At 28.3% G+C, this 16,041-nt stretch carries 16 protein-coding genes; 4 read left to right on the top strand and 12 right to left on the bottom strand.

All coding sequences use genetic code 11. The features are described from left to right. Positions 1-31: 31 nt before the first annotated feature. On the top strand, positions 32-316 hold the full coding sequence (locus tag ABDZ60_RS13890) for a hypothetical protein (RefSeq protein ID WP_343778846.1): 285 nt from the start codon (positions 32-34) through the stop codon (positions 314-316). Positions 317-441: 125 nt separating this feature from the next. Beyond that, positions 442-1,170 carry an integrase core domain-containing protein gene (locus tag ABDZ60_RS13885; RefSeq protein WP_343778844.1) on the top strand — a complete coding sequence of 243 codons (729 nt, stop codon included), beginning with the start codon at positions 442-444 and terminating at the stop codon, positions 1,168-1,170. Between the two features lie 271 nt (positions 1,171-1,441). Here the strand turns inward: ABDZ60_RS13885 and ABDZ60_RS13880 are convergent, their stop codons facing one another. The 4 genes from ABDZ60_RS13880 to ABDZ60_RS13865 form a co-directional block, all read right to left on the bottom strand. Then, complete coding sequence (locus ABDZ60_RS13880; RefSeq protein ID WP_343778842.1) at positions 1,442-2,023, bottom strand: GNAT family N-acetyltransferase; 582 nt, start codon at positions 2,021-2,023, stop codon at positions 1,442-1,444. 343 nt (positions 2,024-2,366) lie between these two features. After that, positions 2,367-3,143, bottom strand: coding sequence for a phage antirepressor (locus tag ABDZ60_RS13875; protein ID WP_343778835.1), 777 nt, complete (start codon positions 3,141-3,143; stop codon positions 2,367-2,369). A gap of 507 nt (positions 3,144-3,650) precedes the next feature. Then, complete coding sequence (locus ABDZ60_RS13870) at positions 3,651-4,406, bottom strand: ATP-binding protein (protein ID WP_343778849.1); 756 nt, start codon at positions 4,404-4,406, stop codon at positions 3,651-3,653. Continuing rightward, entirely contained in the window at positions 4,396-4,680 is a 285-nt protein-coding gene (locus ABDZ60_RS13865) for a DnaD domain protein (RefSeq protein ID WP_278245143.1), read from the bottom strand. Before ABDZ60_RS13865 ends, ABDZ60_RS13870 begins: the two co-directional genes overlap by 11 nt. A 467-nt stretch (positions 4,681-5,147) precedes the next feature. On the opposite strand from ABDZ60_RS13865, the gene ABDZ60_RS13860 reads away from it, so the two are divergent. Continuing rightward, a complete protein-coding gene (locus ABDZ60_RS13860) occupies positions 5,148-5,534 on the top strand; it encodes an ImmA/IrrE family metallo-endopeptidase (protein ID WP_343778833.1) in 387 nt (128 codons plus the stop codon). On the opposite strand, the gene ABDZ60_RS13855 is transcribed toward ABDZ60_RS13860, so the two are convergent. The 5 genes from ABDZ60_RS13855 to ABDZ60_RS13835 all read right to left on the bottom strand — a co-directional run bounded on the left by ABDZ60_RS13855 (position 5,496) and on the right by ABDZ60_RS13835 (position 11,108). Then, positions 5,496-5,639, bottom strand: a complete 144-nt coding sequence (locus ABDZ60_RS13855) for a hypothetical protein (protein WP_016209076.1) — start codon at positions 5,637-5,639, stop codon at positions 5,496-5,498. The genes ABDZ60_RS13860 and ABDZ60_RS13855 overlap by 39 nt on opposite strands. Positions 5,640-5,801: 162 nt before the next feature. Next, positions 5,802-5,999 carry a hypothetical protein gene (locus ABDZ60_RS13850; RefSeq protein ID WP_016209075.1) on the bottom strand — a complete coding sequence of 66 codons (198 nt, stop codon included), beginning with the start codon at positions 5,997-5,999 and terminating at the stop codon, positions 5,802-5,804. A 29-nt stretch (positions 6,000-6,028) separates the two neighbouring features. Beyond that, on the bottom strand, positions 6,029-6,220 hold the full coding sequence (locus ABDZ60_RS13845; protein WP_157453706.1) for a hypothetical protein: 192 nt from the start codon (positions 6,218-6,220) through the stop codon (positions 6,029-6,031). 257 nt (positions 6,221-6,477) lie between these two features. Continuing rightward, a complete protein-coding gene (locus tag ABDZ60_RS13840) occupies positions 6,478-7,968 on the bottom strand; it encodes an NlpC/P60 family protein (protein WP_343778829.1) in 1,491 nt (496 codons plus the stop codon). Between the two features lie 428 nt (positions 7,969-8,396). Further along, on the bottom strand, positions 8,397-11,108 hold the full coding sequence (locus ABDZ60_RS13835; protein WP_343778827.1) for an AAA domain-containing protein: 2,712 nt from the start codon (positions 11,106-11,108) through the stop codon (positions 8,397-8,399). Positions 11,109-11,399: 291 nt separating this feature from the next. Between ABDZ60_RS13835 and ABDZ60_RS13830 the strand changes: the two genes are divergently transcribed. Next, entirely contained in the window at positions 11,400-12,323 is a 924-nt protein-coding gene (locus ABDZ60_RS13830) for a metallophosphoesterase (RefSeq protein ID WP_343778825.1), read from the top strand. A 212-nt stretch (positions 12,324-12,535) separates the two neighbouring features. Here ABDZ60_RS13830 and ABDZ60_RS13825 read toward each other — a convergent pair whose 3' ends face one another. The 3 genes from ABDZ60_RS13825 to ABDZ60_RS13815 form a co-directional block, all read right to left on the bottom strand. Next, a complete protein-coding gene (locus ABDZ60_RS13825) occupies positions 12,536-13,813 on the bottom strand; it encodes an FAD-dependent oxidoreductase (protein ID WP_040437173.1) in 1,278 nt (425 codons plus the stop codon). Beyond that, complete coding sequence (locus ABDZ60_RS13820) at positions 13,813-14,802, bottom strand: sulfide/dihydroorotate dehydrogenase-like FAD/NAD-binding protein (protein ID WP_047000897.1); 990 nt, start codon at positions 14,800-14,802, stop codon at positions 13,813-13,815. The genes ABDZ60_RS13825 and ABDZ60_RS13820 overlap by 1 nt, the downstream gene beginning before the upstream one ends. A 180-nt stretch (positions 14,803-14,982) precedes the next feature. Then, positions 14,983-16,032 (bottom strand): D-alanyl-D-alanine carboxypeptidase family protein, encoded by a 1,050-nt coding sequence (locus ABDZ60_RS13815; protein ID WP_047000898.1) that lies wholly within the window; start codon positions 16,030-16,032, stop codon positions 14,983-14,985. Positions 16,033-16,041: the final 9 nt, after the last annotated feature.

Below are 16,041 nucleotides of genomic sequence, written 5' to 3'. Positions count from 1 at the left end.
ATAACATAAAAAGTGCATAAATTCCTACATTTTGATGTTGGAACTTTTATGCACTTTCATATTAACATTTACACTTCATCAATGGATTAAAAACTATGAAAATGAAGAAATTGAAGGTTTGATTTCTAAAACAGGAAAGCGAGGAAATGCTTTCGCCGCGCTTCATAGAAGCAAGGATTTGCCAGAGATAAAACGACTTCAACTTCAAGTCGCACAACTTCAAGTTGATATAGAACGCTTAAAAAAAGATTATATAGTGAAAGGAGTTGGTGCAAACAAGGAATTCATTACTACAAAAGACTTGAATTCCAAGTGATTTATGAATTAAATAATAATTATCCTATTACATTTCTTTGTAAAATAATGAATGTTAATAGATCAGGTTATTATAAATAGAAAAACAGACTTAATAAAGAAAATATATATCAACTGAATAGAAGAATGCTTACTAATTTATTAAATGAAGAACATGAGAAACATCCTTCATATGGGTATCATAGATTAGCTCATTTGATACGTAAAAATACAGGCTGGATGTTTTCTGATAATTTAGCACATAAATGCTGCAAGAATGCAGCTATTCGATCAACTGCAAGAAAAAAATATAAATACTGTAAACCCGGCCATGAAAATGTCCGTTTTAAAAATATAGTTTCGGGTAAATGGAATGCTAAAGAACCACTTCAAATAGTAGTGTCTGATATGACAATGCTTAAGCATCGTGGAAAAAATTATGAATGGACATATATCTTGGATACATTTGATAATTCTATTATTTCAAGTCATATTTCAGGACGTCCTGGAGATATTAGAACTTACTATGAGTGTCTTAATGATTTAAAATTACTTACAAAACAAAAAACAACTCCCACAGTTTTGCACACCGATCAGGGAGCTGTATATTCATCACGACCTTATAATAAAGATCTATTTAATTATAACATAAAACGTTCTATGTCTCGAGTAGGAACTCCCACTGATAATCCAATAATTGAATCTATAAATGGATGGATTAAGAGTGAAATAGCTAGTGATTATGACATCAATGAATATTCAGATATAAGTAAATTTCTTCAAGAATTTGTTAGGTATTATAATAATGACCGACCAGCGTATGCGCTCGGATATCTTTCACCTAAAGAATATAGACAATATTATGGATTTACATAAAAAGAGATATAAATTATCTCTAATTTATACCTCTTTTTTTAAATGTCTACTTTATATTGACAAGTTCATAACAATTGCGCTATTCCTCTCTTTTCTGAAATTATTTAATTTTATCTTGTCATCTCTAATTTAATTGTAACACTAATTTTCCTTACCGCTCAATGGACACTTACTATCTATTTAAAAACTTTAATCTCAATAATATAAATTGGAATTTGTCTAGTTATATACATATTAGTATCTAATTCCATATACTACCAAAGCTCTCTATTCATAATATTTTACGCATTATTACTTGATCATCTTGCCTTTTCACTTCAATAAATCCTACTTTTTCATATAATCTGATTGGACCATTATAATCGTAGTACACATAGTCGTTGTAAAACTTTGCATATCCCTCAACAGCTGCATATCCTCGTGCCTTTGCATCAATGCAAATACGTTCAATAAATGCAGTTGCAATGCCTTTACCACGATATTCTGGGGCGATTTCGAAACATACGATAGAAAATGTTTTTCCGCATTTATTTTGGCGAGCAAAATCTGGCACAAAAGCCGAATAGCTGTCCATATCCCCAGCATTGCACCAACCAATAGAAATATCTCCGTCAAAAGCTAGATAGCCATGAATCCTGCCTTCGTTTAACATTTCTACAGCATATCTGCGAATGGTTCCTTTGATATCATTCCCGAACTCACTCACCATTTTTTTCTCAGTGATCTTATCCATATTTGGTGATGTGCAGTAGCATGGTCCATTAGGATTACCATCAGAAAATGCTCGATTATCAAAAAAATCTAGGTAGTCTTTTGTTAATTCCGGACTCAATGCCTTTATATCATAAATCATAATCTATCCCCTTTGCAAAATATAATCTTTCTTACTACACCTTCAATTTATTATGTTTATCCCTACAAATTACTATTTACCTTATACTTTAAAATTCAATTAACATCTATTTAACTCTATCATTTATAACATATTTTGTAAATATCCGTTGCTAAACTTATTATATTTTATTACTTATGATACGGTATTTTTACTCATAAAAACAGCCTTAGACAAGGCATATCAATGTCTACGGCTAAAAACCGCATTTATTTATGATATGGTTCATTATTCTTGATTCTAAAATTCATAGACATTACATATATTTATTTTGCATATATTAATGGATGCAATAGCTAAGACTTTATCCATTGTTTATAAACTTATTTATAAAGTATATCTGCCCCTTCCCCGTTACTTTTGTTGTTTTGTTTATGGTATTTTCACCGTTGCTTTTAGTTATAATTGTTTCTTTTACTTTAAACAATTCTAGTTCCATAGATTTTTGTGTTGGCATATTGTAATCAAGGCCTTTTTTCTTGATTAAATATCCATTTTCTCTAAGCCATTGAAATAGCCTGTTTTGACCAATATCTACTCCATTTTGTTTGATTAGTTTTGCAAGTTCACCAACTAAAATAGTAGATGATGATATTGTAACTGCATCTGCAAATACAACTTTTGGCTTTTGCTCTTCTATAGCTTTAGTTAATGTTTTTTGATTTTCTTTTTCTGTCTTTAATTTTGGCAGCATAGTTATTGAAAACTCTGTATTTTCTAGCATATCATCTAAAAGCTTTGAATTTACATACATACCATTTTTTCTAATATCTTTAAGTATAGCTTTAACTTCTTTTTTAAAGACTTTAGCTATTGGTTTTCTACTTTGCATCAGTACTTCATATAGTCCATCTTCTGTTAAAAACCATGTTTCTTGATCACCTCCAAGGGTAGTAATAATGTTACGAACCTTTTCTTCTTCATCTACTACATTTACTAATTTGCTAACATTACTAATAGAATAACCAATCCATGTTGCAATATCCTTTGCTAAAAATAATGGGTTGTCATAAGTACCATAGATTTTGAAATTCTTTCCAATAACTGCTTTCTCCATAATGATTGCTAAGTTATTTTCCATATTTTCGCCCTCCTTTTAAATCTCTCTTTTATTTTTACCTTGGGATATCCCATAGTTTTTTACTGTATTAGGACAATCCTTATAAGCCTCATATTTATCTCGTTATATTTTTTCCTTGATAGTTAGTAATCTTTGATAGTGCTTTCTGATGTTGTTATTTCTTTAGGTTTTTATTTTTTTACTCTAGTTATCTACCGTAGTTATTTTAATTCTTAGGACAAGCCTTGGGTGACATTTATCTTGGGGACATTTATTTATGTGGTTATTGTTTTTTATTTTTATTTTATATCATTTACGATCATATCCTTTAAGATATAATTTCACTAACTATTGCTCTCCTTATCTATTTATCCTATTTCTTTTATTTTCTCTTCTATAGTTATGCTTGTCCCGCCCCTTGCCTTCTTCCTAAAATTTTATTGTATTTAGTTTGTTTATTTTTATTTTGTTATCATCATTTACAATTATATTATTTAAGATAATATTAAAGATAACACAATTTACTCCTTATAAATATCTGTAGCTTTCAGTTATCTTAGAACTTAAAAACCTCTTTAAATTTTCCTTATTTTCTAATGCATTGATTTTTCTTATGCTAATGCCCTTGCTTTCAACGATTGTAGACATTTCTATCAGCCTGTCTACCGTTCTTTCTCCATACCTATCTTTTAATATGCCAACTGGATAGTTTGTTGTAACTACTGTTGGCAGTTTATTTCTGTATCTACTATCTATTATTGTATAAATTTTTGATATGCTCCATTCAGTATTTTGTTCTGTTACTAAATCATCTATTACTAAAAGATCTGCATTGCCTAGAAGTTTTATTATTTCCCATTCACCTTCTTTTCCAAGGGTTGAATAAGTTTCTTTTATTCTTTCTAGTAATCCATTTATACTAATACAAACTACTGGGACACCTTTTTTTAAAAGTGCAATTGCAAAGGATAAATAGCTTTTCCCATTACCTACTGCTCCTGTTATTAACAGCCCTAGTCCCTCTTCTTTTATTTCTTTAAAATTATCAATATATTTAATTCCTAAGTTATAAAGCTTTGTATCACCTTTTTCAAAATCCCAATTTTCAAAGGTTTTATTATAAAAGCTTTTTTCCATTAGTGAGTTTTTCTTAATGATTTTAAGCCTTTGATTCTTTTCTTCTAGCTCTTTTTCTCTGCAGCTGCATATAATATTAACTTTAATTGTTTTCCCAAAGAGCTTAACTAATTTTTCTTGTCTTTCTCCACAAGTTTTACAAGTCATCAATGTCAAGGATATACCCCTCTTCTCTAACGTGTCCTTCATCACTTGATGTACTATCTCCAATTTTAAACTCCCCTTTTTTACTTCTAAATTTACCCTTACTTTTATTTAGTATACCCTCAACATAGCTTAAGGTGTATTTGTTATTTTTAATTGCTTTTATCATAGCCAGTTTTACAGCTTCTTTTGAATACTTTTTTATATTGTTATCTAAAACATCTATTATTACACTGTTTATTTTTCCAAAGTTATTATTTATATAAAATTCATATATATCTTTATTTGATGTTGTTTCATATACTAAATATTCATATCCGCCTTCAAACCTTCCATTTTCATTTCTTTTATAAAATCTTTCTATATATCCAACGCTTACAAGTTCCTTAATACCTGTTGATATGCTGTCTTTTTCTACTTAGATGCTCTAAATATTTTAATTGTTCTATTGATTATTTAAATGGGCTAACTGATATTAGAGATATTCCACAGGATGGATAATCTAAGAGCCTTAATATATCTTTAAATAAAAAAGATGAAAAATACATAGAAAAAAACTTGCTGCGACCATTGCTGAACTTGAAACACAAGATGGATTATTATTAAGCGGTAATGTAGTTGATGATAAAGATATGCAATTTATAATTCAGGCAATAAAAGCTGGATTAGAATATGCAAAGATGCAAAATAAGCTTAAACATACACCTAAGAAATATAGAAAGGACTAAACTTCAGGGGAATCTTATGGGGAAAATAAAGGGTATTTATACGAAGGATAAGCTTATAAAAAAACAAGTAATTAAATTAATTAAAAAACATAAAACCAGAGATCCTTTAGAAATAATAAAGAATCTTGGCATTGGCATTATTTTTTATGATTTAGGTAATATTAATGGATTCTATCAAAAAGCTGGTAAAATTAAAATAATCCATATAAATAATAAACTAAAAGAAGGATTTAAAACCTATGTACTGGCTCATCAATTAGGACATGCTATATTACATCCTAATGAAAATTATCTATGTCTATCAAATAATATATTTGATAAAACAAATATTATAGAAACTGAGGCAAATATTTTTGCTTCACAGCTATTCTTTGTAATATTTTTTCTCATCAAATCCATTTAACATATCTCCTGCATTTTGACTTTTAATTATCCAACCTAAACCTGTAAACATTCCTCCTATTAGTAATGTAATTATAATTAAACCATATATATCTATATTTTTCATATAAAGTCCCCTTAAATTTATTCGTATAAGTTTACAATTGTTCATTATATCTAATCTACAAATTAGAATTTATAGAGTAGTGCAGGCTATACTTTGTAAGTACGAGAAATAGCTATATTAAATGCTTTTGATAAGCTATCTTTAAATCTCAAATTTTAAAATTTAATTCTCCTTCTTATTACTCTTTATATTAATTGTTATTCCAATTAGTAATATTAAAATACCAAATATTAAAACTGTAGGGCTTACACTAGTTACAGAAGATTTTAATATGAAATTTAATATTAAAGTAACACCAATGGCAATAATAAAAGGGCCTAATAATTTTAATTTTTTATTTGTTTTCAATTTATTTTTCATTCTAGCTCCCCCTTTTATTCAGTTTAAGATTACGAATTAGTTTTACCTTTCTTTATCTGCTTATATAGATAGATTATTACGTCATACAATATCATTCCACATACAAAAGCAAACGCCTTGCTAAAATCCATATTTAATGATTTGATTAGTTGTCCTAAAAGTAAGAAAAAGCAAAATAGAAAAATATATTTAAGTAGATAATTTGAAACAAAATTCTTCATACCTATATCACCTCCCAAAGTAAAAACCATTAGTTTGTCCAATCCTACGACTGTGTAATAAATTATAGTTAAGTTATATCCTAATTATAATATAAATCTCAAGATAATGTATATAATCTAACACCTCATATTCTCCATGATATTCTAATCTGGAGTTAGTTATTCATCTATATGCAAATATTATATTCTATACTCTTAAAATAGAAAAGACTAGTAAATAAGATTCATCCTACCTACTAGTCTTAATAGATTATAATTTACTTAAGTACTCTTCTTGCTGCATAAAAATCTGTTATAGGTGAAATTTTAACAGTTTCCCCTTCATAAGGTGCATGTATGTATTTACCCCCACCTACATAAATTCCAACATGGTCTACGCCATAGGTAAATACTAAATCTCCTGGTTGCAATTGACTATATGATACAGGAGTTCCAACGTTAATTTGCTGATAAGTTGTTCTTGGTAAATTAATACCAACTGCCTTTTTAAGTACATATTGAACCAAACCAGAACAGTCAAATCTATCTGGTCCTATTGCTCCATATAGATATTCTTTTCCTATTTGTTTCTTTGCTTCAGCAATGACTTTATCTCCTTTAGATTGTGATTGTACTACAGTACCATCATACATTGCTACTAATCTGGTATCTTGTCCATTATATTTCCCTATTGAGACTCTTCCTTTAATTCTCTCTGCTTCGTAATTATTTAAATCTTTCACTTTTGTAGCAATAAACTTATTGTTAGCGTTTACCTCAAATGTAAAGATTCCTGTTTTATTATTTCCATAATCATATAATGCTACTATTTTATCCTGGCTTCCATTATTATTACGTGTTGCAACTACTTTACCATCTATTTTAGATGAATCAAAAGATGCTGCCTCCCATGTTAGTTTTTCTGAGTACACATTATTATCATTATATAAAGTCCATATTTTAGTTATTCCCTTTCCGTAGTCATAGAACATCGCTACTTCATCACTACCATCACCATTAAAATCACCAGCAACAGTTTTATTTCTAATATTATTTGAATTATATGTTTTAGACTCCCAAGAATATCTATCTGTAAATGTTCCGTCTGCATTCATTTTTAGTTCAAACATACCGGTAACATTATTTCCATAATCATAGAAGATTAATACTTCATCACTGCCATCACCATTAAAATCTCCTGGTACCATAGCTGTAACTTTATCTCCTGTAAAGCTTTTGGAACTCCATACTGATTTATCACTAAAAGCTTGTCCATCTGAATTTAATGAAAATTGAAACATAGTTACATTTGAATTTTTATAATCATAAAGTACTAATATTTCATCACTGCCATCACCATTAAAATCACCAGCTACCACTTTATTTGTAATGCTGTCAGCATTAAAATTTCCAGTACCTGAATTCCAAGGAGTTGAAGTCTTATATCCCCCTCCTTCGTCATAGAAACGATGGATTTTAGTTGTTGAATTACCATAATCATAAAATGAAGCAATTTCATCTTCACCATTGCCATCAAAATCTCCAGATACAAATCTGTTCTTTACTTCTTCCGGAGCATAATTAACTCTAGTTTGTGTCCATAAATCTAATGTACTATTAAAATTATTAAGATCCCATGAGTTAATTTTGATTATCCCATCTCCACCTGCATTATATGCCTTAGCTTCTTCTAGCGGTGAAAAACCTAATGAAAAAATTGGTGTAAAAATCATAGCACTGAGAAAAATTCTGAATTTTTTCTTAATCATAAATAACCCCCTTTGTCCTATAATTGCATATTATCATATTAAATTAGTTTTGTGAATATTTATTGATTGGACAAGAAAAACTAGTAGGTAAAACTTCATCCCCCTATATGTATCAAAATTAATCTATTATATTTTCTTTTATATTGCTATAATTACAAATACCCACTGTATAAAATCCTTGATTTTCCTTGCCTAAGCATCATTTTATAGTTTTTTCCCCCATTGTCTTACAATTATTTTGTGAGGTACTTTATTAAAAATCACTTCAATTTAATTGTTTCTTTTTGCCAAGGGTGGTGACATTTACATTTCTAAAAATAGGATGGACCTACTAAATAACTACTTTATACTAACACAATGGCATTTCAATAATTAATGCTGGGCAGTTTGTACTTCTTATAAATCAAATTAGAGTAATGATCATCTGACTATGATTCTTTCAATAATTCACTGAATTTATCAAGCAGCTTTTCCTTTTCACTACTACCATTAGTCCTAAATCTTATTATAGGAATGTCATATTTATTTAATATTTGATCCTTCATCCTATCTCTTACTAGCTGCTCCTCATTTTCTACATGAAATTTATATCCATCAACCTCTACTACTAATACTGGCATCTTATCTAATTTATTAAATATAATAAAATCATTATGTGTCCATGGATTTAAAACAAACTTTCTTTCTTCATAAGTTAATTTACTTATATCTTTTATAGTCATTTTTAGTGGAACATGAATAGCTATATCTAAGGTATTGTATTCCTTTTCTTGCAATACTTCTTTAATTAGTCCATACATTAAATTTTCCGAAGCAAACTCTGATATTCTCTTCGATTTCTTTAAGATTTCTACTAACTTATTTGAATATGATTTATAAAGGAAATCAAAAATTGATGATGTATTACTTTCTATAATGTCTAAGTTATTATATTTAATATGCTTAATTAAGTCTCCAATATTGCTGTGATGATTTTCAAAATCTGAAGAAACTACTATTAATTTCTTAACTGCTCTTGAAACTGCTACATTTATTAAATTGGAGTTATCTATAAAATCATTTATGTCATTTGCAACAGTACTTAAAATTATTACATCTTTCTCTCTACCTTGATATTTATGAACTGTATCTACTTCAATTACATCATCCACTAAATTAGACACTTCTTTTACTTGTAATTTATATGGTGCTATAATTCCAATTGATTTGCTATCCTTAATTAAAGGTAAAACTTCATTAATAATAATATCTATTTCTCGTTGATTTATATTACCTCTTGCGTGATTTCCTACTTTGGTTTTATATAAAGCAAGTGGTTTATCTCCATCTGCTTCATTAGTTAATATAATAAGTTCATTATTATAAAACTTTTTATTGCAATAACTTATTATCATTGGATGACATCTATAGTGTTCTTTTAAAAGTGTTTTAGGAATACTATCACTTAACTTTGTAATTGATAATAATAAATTATTAGTAGAAAAACTGTAGGCATCTTTCAAATTATACTTCTTAAATATTTCATTGCTAACAATTTTATCTTGACTGTTTACTACATTAGTTAATTGTTTTAAATCACCTACAACAACTACATTCCTAGCACATGATAAAGCTAATCCACCAGTTAATAAATCTACTTGTGATGCTTCATCTATTATCACATAATCAAATAAATAATTCTCTGGAATACAATTTCTTAAAGAATGTGTAGTGCTTAATACCACAGGATATTCATCTATTACTTTATCAAAGTTTTTCCATAAATCTTCTTCTGTAAACTGTGGTCTTAATTTACTTTTGCTATATTTTAATGCTATGTAATTCTTAAATAACCTCATAGAGTTTTCACTAAATTTTTTCATTTCAACTTCAAAATGATATCTTTCAAGTTCTTTTTCTAATGCTTCAATTTCTAAGGTTATTTCATTTATTCTTATTTTATAATATAAACTATACAAATAATCAATTATTTCATCAATCTGTACTTTATAAAAATCAAAGGTTATTATCCCATACTTAAGTAAATTCCTTAGTTTGTATAATGTTGATAACCCTTTACTTTTATTTCTTATCATTTTTATATCTATGATTAAGTTCATTATCTTATCTGCTTTTAACTTGAATATGGATTTAAAGTTTAAGTTTAATATATCCTTAGATAAATACTCCCTTATAAAGTGTTGTTCTTCTATTTCCAATTCAGATAACTGTTGTTTTAAGTTAGCCAATTTATTTTGCTTATTTAACATATTGTCTAATGCATTTTGTGTTAATTTTAACTCTTGCACCAATTTTTTCTTTGACTCTACATCAAGGTTCCAATTAAGCATATTTAAATATTCAGTACTTTGTGAGTTAATAAATTGTTCTTTATTCTCTTTTTTACCTAAAGTTGCACAAAAAAAATCCAAATCATACTTTTGTAGCTTTTCATAAACATTTGCTGTTGCAGCATTGTTATTAGATACTATTGCAACAGTTTTGCCTTCTACAACTAAATTTGCAATAATATTTAAGATTGTTTGAGTCTTACCTGTACCAGGAGGACCCTCAATAATACTAATTTGATTAGCTAATGCTTTAAAAGTTGCCTCTTTTTGACTTAGATTAAACCCAAATGGAAAAATAATAGTATCTTTATTAACTGAAGATTTTAACTCTTTAGTAGGATTTAAATAATATGATAATGCGCTGTTAGAACTAATGTAAGAGATTTTTTCATATTGCTTACCTAGAAATGATTTATGTCCATCCACAATTAACCCAATGTTTTTTGAAAGTTCCTTGAAATACTCAAAGCAATTTACAGTGCTTTTATTTGTAAGACATGATTTTTCCACAATTATTTGATTTCTATGATATGTTTTATTAAAATTGTTTTTATAAATTACTTTAATATAATTATTAAATTCTAATGCTTTTAATATTCCAACTAATGGTTTATTATTTGCGTATATAGCCTTATTTTTAATATTTAATTCAGTAGGATTGCTTAACCAAGTTATGTTATCGTAATTATATCTATATGTTCTTCCACCTTTGAAAACTACGGTGTACATTTTATTTTCATATTTACAAAACTCTATATTTTCTGTACTATCCTTACCTTTTATTAGTATAAGATTCTTTTCTATGTTCAAAACTCGATCTCCTTTGTAAAACTTTATGAAGTATTTTTCGGTTCACAGTGCGCAATTCGCGGTTCACAGTTTATAACTATTATAACATATTCTTCAAAATAAATTATATATCATGTATATCTAAAATATCAAAAATCATAGCCTCTTCTTTATGGATAAATAGTTCTATTTTATACTCTGATTGCTTTGAAATTGAATATATTTTTTTTATAAGGGCAAATTAACTAGATATAATTAAATTTCTTTCATATTAATACAAAAGTTAATTTTAAAAGTTTAAAGAGGTGTATTATGATATCAGAAAATAAGTTATCAGACAAAAGATTAACTGAAGCTTATAATAATGCAAAAATTGAATACTTTGATAATAATTCTAGATATATATTTTTCAGTGACTGTCACAGAGGGAATTGTACACCATCTGATGAATTTGCAAAAAATCAAAATATCTTTTTATTCGCATTAGAATACTATTTTAACAATGGATATACTTATGTGGAACTTGGAGATGGAGATGAACTTTGGCAAAACTCTAATTTTAAAGAAATCAGACTTGCACATGATGAAGTATATACACTATTTCAGAAATTCTACGATTATAATAGATTAATTATGTTATATGGCAATCACAATATATACTTAAAGTATAGGAATTTTGTAGAAAAAAATTACTATGAATACTACGATGATTATAATCAGGAGACCATAAAATTATTTCCTAACATTAAAATACATGAAGCAGTAATATTTAAGCATAAAGATACAGGTCAGGAAATACTAGCTGTTCATGGTCATCAAGGTGACTTAATGAATGACAAATTCTGGCGTTTTACTCTGCTTTCAGTAAGATATTTTTGGAGATATCTTCACTCAATAGGATTCACAAATCCCTCAAGCCCTGTAAAAAATGCTGAAAAAATTCATAAAATTGAGCGTTTTTATAGCAATTGGATTGAAAAAAACAAAATTATGATTATCTGCGGACATACCCATAGACCACACTTTCCTAAAATTAACGAATTACCCTACTTTAATGACGGATCCTGCGTAAGAGCAAATGGAATACAAGGTATTGAAATAGCAGATGGAAAAATAATATTAGTTGAATGGAGAATTAGTTATAACCCTCCAGGTGATCTCCATATAAAAAGAAAAATATTAAGAGGCCCAGAACCAATCGAAACATTCGATTTAAGAAAAAGAACTGATGCTTAATTAATCTTCTAATGGTAAATTGGCATTTGTCATATCTTATGCTAAAGTAGGAATAATTTTAATCAAACAATATTAAAGGCAGGAAAGTATTCACTCCCTGCCTATTACCTTTTTTCATACTTAATCCATTATATAAAGCCCTTCTTTATCTTCTTCTCTACTTTGCTCCCTGACACTTGTTACCTGTTCCCTATTCCCTAAAAAACTGTGAACTAAATTAACTTTTGCTCAAACACTTTATCTAAATTAATTTTTTTAATTCTGTCTTTTATTATTTCTTTATCTGTTGTATAAAGCCCTAGCTCCTTCATCCTCTTAAAGTATTCTGCACCTGCAAAGGTATATCTATTTTTCCTTCCTTCTCTTATTCCTGCTTTTTCATTTGCATAAGATATTATATCTCCTATTGCAATTGAACCTGGCAAAATTAATAAAGGTATTCCCATTGCAAGCCTTACAGCATTATGTCCTGCTAAGCTACCAGTTGCTATAGCTTCTGTATGTCCTACAAAAAGCCCTGATTTTTCTCCAGCACAAAATAGGTTGTCTACTCCTTTTACCTTTAAATCATTGGTTCTTGGAGCTACTGATAAATATCTTATTGAATTTCCCTTACTTCCTGCATACGGGTCCACATATTTTGCATTTTCTAAGCCTTTAATTTTTCTTAGCTTCTTTAATGGATAATAAGTTGTCATAAGCTTAGCATGTCCTGTATCTAGTAAAATTATATTTTCTGCAAATTCTTTTAGAGCATATTGCTGACATACTTTAGCATTGAGTTTATCATAATTTACATCTTCCTTTGGAACTTCTAAAATTACACATCCTGTTTTATCTAATTGTTCAACTATTTCTTTTGATAAACTTTCTTTAGCTAGTTTACATGATCCTGAAAAGGCTCCTAAAGTATCTTCATCTCTTTCACCTTGTATATCAGATACTCCACATCTTTCACTTATACTTAATCTTGGACCAAAGGCTGGACATCTTAAAATACACATTGAACATCCATTTCCATATCTTAAACAATTCCCCATTGGTCCTGTTGTTCCTGTAGTTTCTATAAACACATCTCCTTCTTCATAAGTACCATCACTAAGATATATACCTTTAATCTTAGTTCCTTCTAATTTGACATCAGTTACTCTGCTTTCTATATGAATAATTACTCCCATTTTTTCTAAATACTTACTTACTTTACCTTCAATTAAATTAACATCATATAATGTTGCATGCTTATGCCCTGGAAAATCTATATCTTTATGTCTTGCTGTATTATCTACAATATCAATTAAATCTCCAGCCCCAAGCTCTATTAACTCTTCAGAAGCTGTCCATCTTCCGTTATTTCTCATTATTCCCCCAACATTTCCAAGCCCTAACAATAAATCTGTTTTTTCATATAGATGTACTTCTGCTCCTGCTTTTTTAGCTGTTATTGCAGCTGCTGCACCAGACCATCCGCCTCCAACAATAATTGTCTTTATCATATAAATCTTCTCCCTTCAAATACATTTCTTGGATCAGCTTGAACTTTACAAAAACGTTTTACCCTATGTCCTGAGAATCTAGCTGTACAACTACCACATACCCCTTCCCCACAGCACATTTTTATATTATTGCAGCAAGATAGCTTAATATCTTCCCCACCTATACTATTTAAATACTCTATCATCTTAACTGTTAATATATCTGCTCCTGCTATATGAATATATCCTACATTTTTTTCTTTTATATAAGATTTTATAATTACCTTAACTTCATCAGTTAACTCTCCCTTATCTAATACTGATTCTTCTATAATATTTAAATCATATTCTGCTAAAAATTCTTTAACATAATTATCACTATAAGGAGCTTTATCTAATATTAAATTTACATTATTATTATTTAATGATAACTTTCTTATTACTGGCATCATAGGAGCCATTCCTATTCCTCTTGCTATAACTAGCACATTTTTATTAATTTGCTTATCTAGATTTTTTAAGCCAAATACTCCATTCCAATATGGCCCTCTAATTGTTATTTCTCCACCTTCTTTTATATCTAATAATTTCTTTGTTTTAATTCCTCTTATTTCTATCATTATAGTTACTATATTTGTTTCTATATTAGACTCTAAAATAGAGATAGGTACATCAAAATAAATATTTTCATTGGTTCTTATAAAAATAAAGCTTCCTGGTTTAACTAGATCTATTGCAAGCTTATGTGGAACTTTAAATTTAATTAATAAAACATCTGATTGATATAAAACTTTCTTTTCAACTAAACAATTATATGTCTTTCTTCCTTCCTTTGCCTTAGATCCATTATTAATAAATTCATGATATATGCACACTCCATTCCAATTTAGACAATCACAAAAACAACTACCCTGTAATTGAGAACAAAGGATACATTCGTTGGACTCAGCAAGATGGCACGGGCAAAACTCTGTCCCTGAATCTATACAATCTACAGTTTCTTTCATATTTTTAATCTCCCCATTAGATTTCTTACATAATAATAGATTATTTTCTATTATTCATTTTGTTACACTATATTTTGATATAGTGTAAAATCTCCCTTAAAGATATGTATTTTTATCATTTTTAAAGTATCTAGAAATCTTATAGTTTTAAAAGCACTAAAGGAGTAGAAAAAAATTCTTCTACTCCTTACTAAATATTATATTTTCAAATTCTTCTTTACTCATATTTATATTACTTATTAATGGAAATTTATCTTTCTCATACTCTTCTTCTTTAATAGATATTTTTCCAAGAACATCTCCACTTTCTATATCACAATATCTATTAAAAACTTCTACTTCTACTACATCCTTTTCTTTATATCCATAAGTTATATCTTCTTCTTCAATAATTTTTCCAAGCCCTGCTAAATTTTCTTTTTCTAAAATTTCTTTATTGGATATATCCATAAAAGTGTTGCAGCTAGTTACATAATTAAATATTTTTTCAGTTACATTCCATCTATCTGGACAGTTTAGTACTACTATTATAATATTTCTATCATTATAATTTACAGATGAAACTAAGCATTTGCCTGCCCCTCCTGTATAACCAGTTTTTACCCCATTAGCACCTGGTATTCTATATAATATTTTATTTATGTTTTGATAATCTCTTGTAAAATTATATTTATCTTTATATATAACTTTTTCTCCTACTATTTCTCTAAATATATCAGATTCCATGCCTTTAGCTGTTAAAATTGCTAAATCATATGCTGAAGAATAATGTTTTGCACTATCTAAACCATGTGGTGATTCAAAATGAGAATCTATTATTCCTAAACTTCTTGCAAAATCATTCATTATATTAGAAAAATTATCTATAGAGCCCCCTATATCTTCTGCTATTGCTATTGCAGCATCATTTCCAGATCTAAACATAAGCCCAAATAATAGCTCTCGCATTGTTACTTCTTCTCCAGCTTTATAGCCTACTGTTGAACCCCTAATAGATGAAGCATTTTTACTGATGGTTACTTTTCTATCTAAATCTCCATAATTTATTGCTATAAGGGATGTCAATATCTTAGTAGTGCTTGCCATTGGAACTATTTCATAACCTTTTTGTCCCCATAAAACTTCCATACTTTTCCCATCTATAGCTATGGCATTTCTTGCAGATACTCTTAATGGTAACTTTTTATCAACTTTATTTCCATCTATATCAATAAAATCCTCATCAAGCATTTCTACTGT

The organism is Clostridium sartagoforme (assembly GCF_039521405.1).
Lineage (GTDB): Bacteria > Bacillota > Clostridia > Clostridiales > Clostridiaceae > Clostridium > Clostridium sartagoforme.
Note: the sequence above shows the minus strand (reverse complement) of the source record. Positions and strands in the feature narration are given on the sequence as shown.

Excerpts from the sequence above, each read along its gene's own strand:
- ABDZ60_RS13885 (WP_343778844.1), top strand. The coding sequence starts at position 442 with ATGCTTACTAATTTATTAAATGAAGAACATGAGAAACATCCTTCATAT.
- ABDZ60_RS13880 (WP_343778842.1), bottom strand. The coding sequence starts at position 2,023 with ATGATTTATGATATAAAGGCATTGAGTCCGGAATTAACAAAAGACTAC.
- ABDZ60_RS13875 (WP_343778835.1), bottom strand. The coding sequence starts at position 3,143 with ATGGAAAATAACTTAGCAATCATTATGGAGAAAGCAGTTATTGGAAAG.
- ABDZ60_RS13870 (WP_343778849.1), bottom strand. The coding sequence starts at position 4,406 with ATGACTTGTAAAACTTGTGGAGAAAGACAAGAAAAATTAGTTAAGCTC.
- ABDZ60_RS13860 (WP_343778833.1), top strand. The coding sequence starts at position 5,148 with ATGGGGAAAATAAAGGGTATTTATACGAAGGATAAGCTTATAAAAAAA.
- ABDZ60_RS13855 (WP_016209076.1), bottom strand. The coding sequence starts at position 5,639 with ATGAAAAATATAGATATATATGGTTTAATTATAATTACATTACTAATA.
- ABDZ60_RS13850 (WP_016209075.1), bottom strand. The coding sequence starts at position 5,999 with ATGAAAAATAAATTGAAAACAAATAAAAAATTAAAATTATTAGGCCCT.
- ABDZ60_RS13845 (WP_157453706.1), bottom strand. The coding sequence starts at position 6,220 with ATGAAGAATTTTGTTTCAAATTATCTACTTAAATATATTTTTCTATTT.
- ABDZ60_RS13840 (WP_343778829.1), bottom strand. The coding sequence starts at position 7,968 with ATGATTAAGAAAAAATTCAGAATTTTTCTCAGTGCTATGATTTTTACA.
- ABDZ60_RS13830 (WP_343778825.1), top strand. The coding sequence starts at position 11,400 with ATGATATCAGAAAATAAGTTATCAGACAAAAGATTAACTGAAGCTTAT.
- ABDZ60_RS13820 (WP_047000897.1), bottom strand. The coding sequence starts at position 14,802 with ATGAAAGAAACTGTAGATTGTATAGATTCAGGGACAGAGTTTTGCCCG.
- ABDZ60_RS13815 (WP_047000898.1), bottom strand. The coding sequence starts at position 16,032 with ATGCTTGATGAGGATTTTATTGATATAGATGGAAATAAAGTTGATAAA.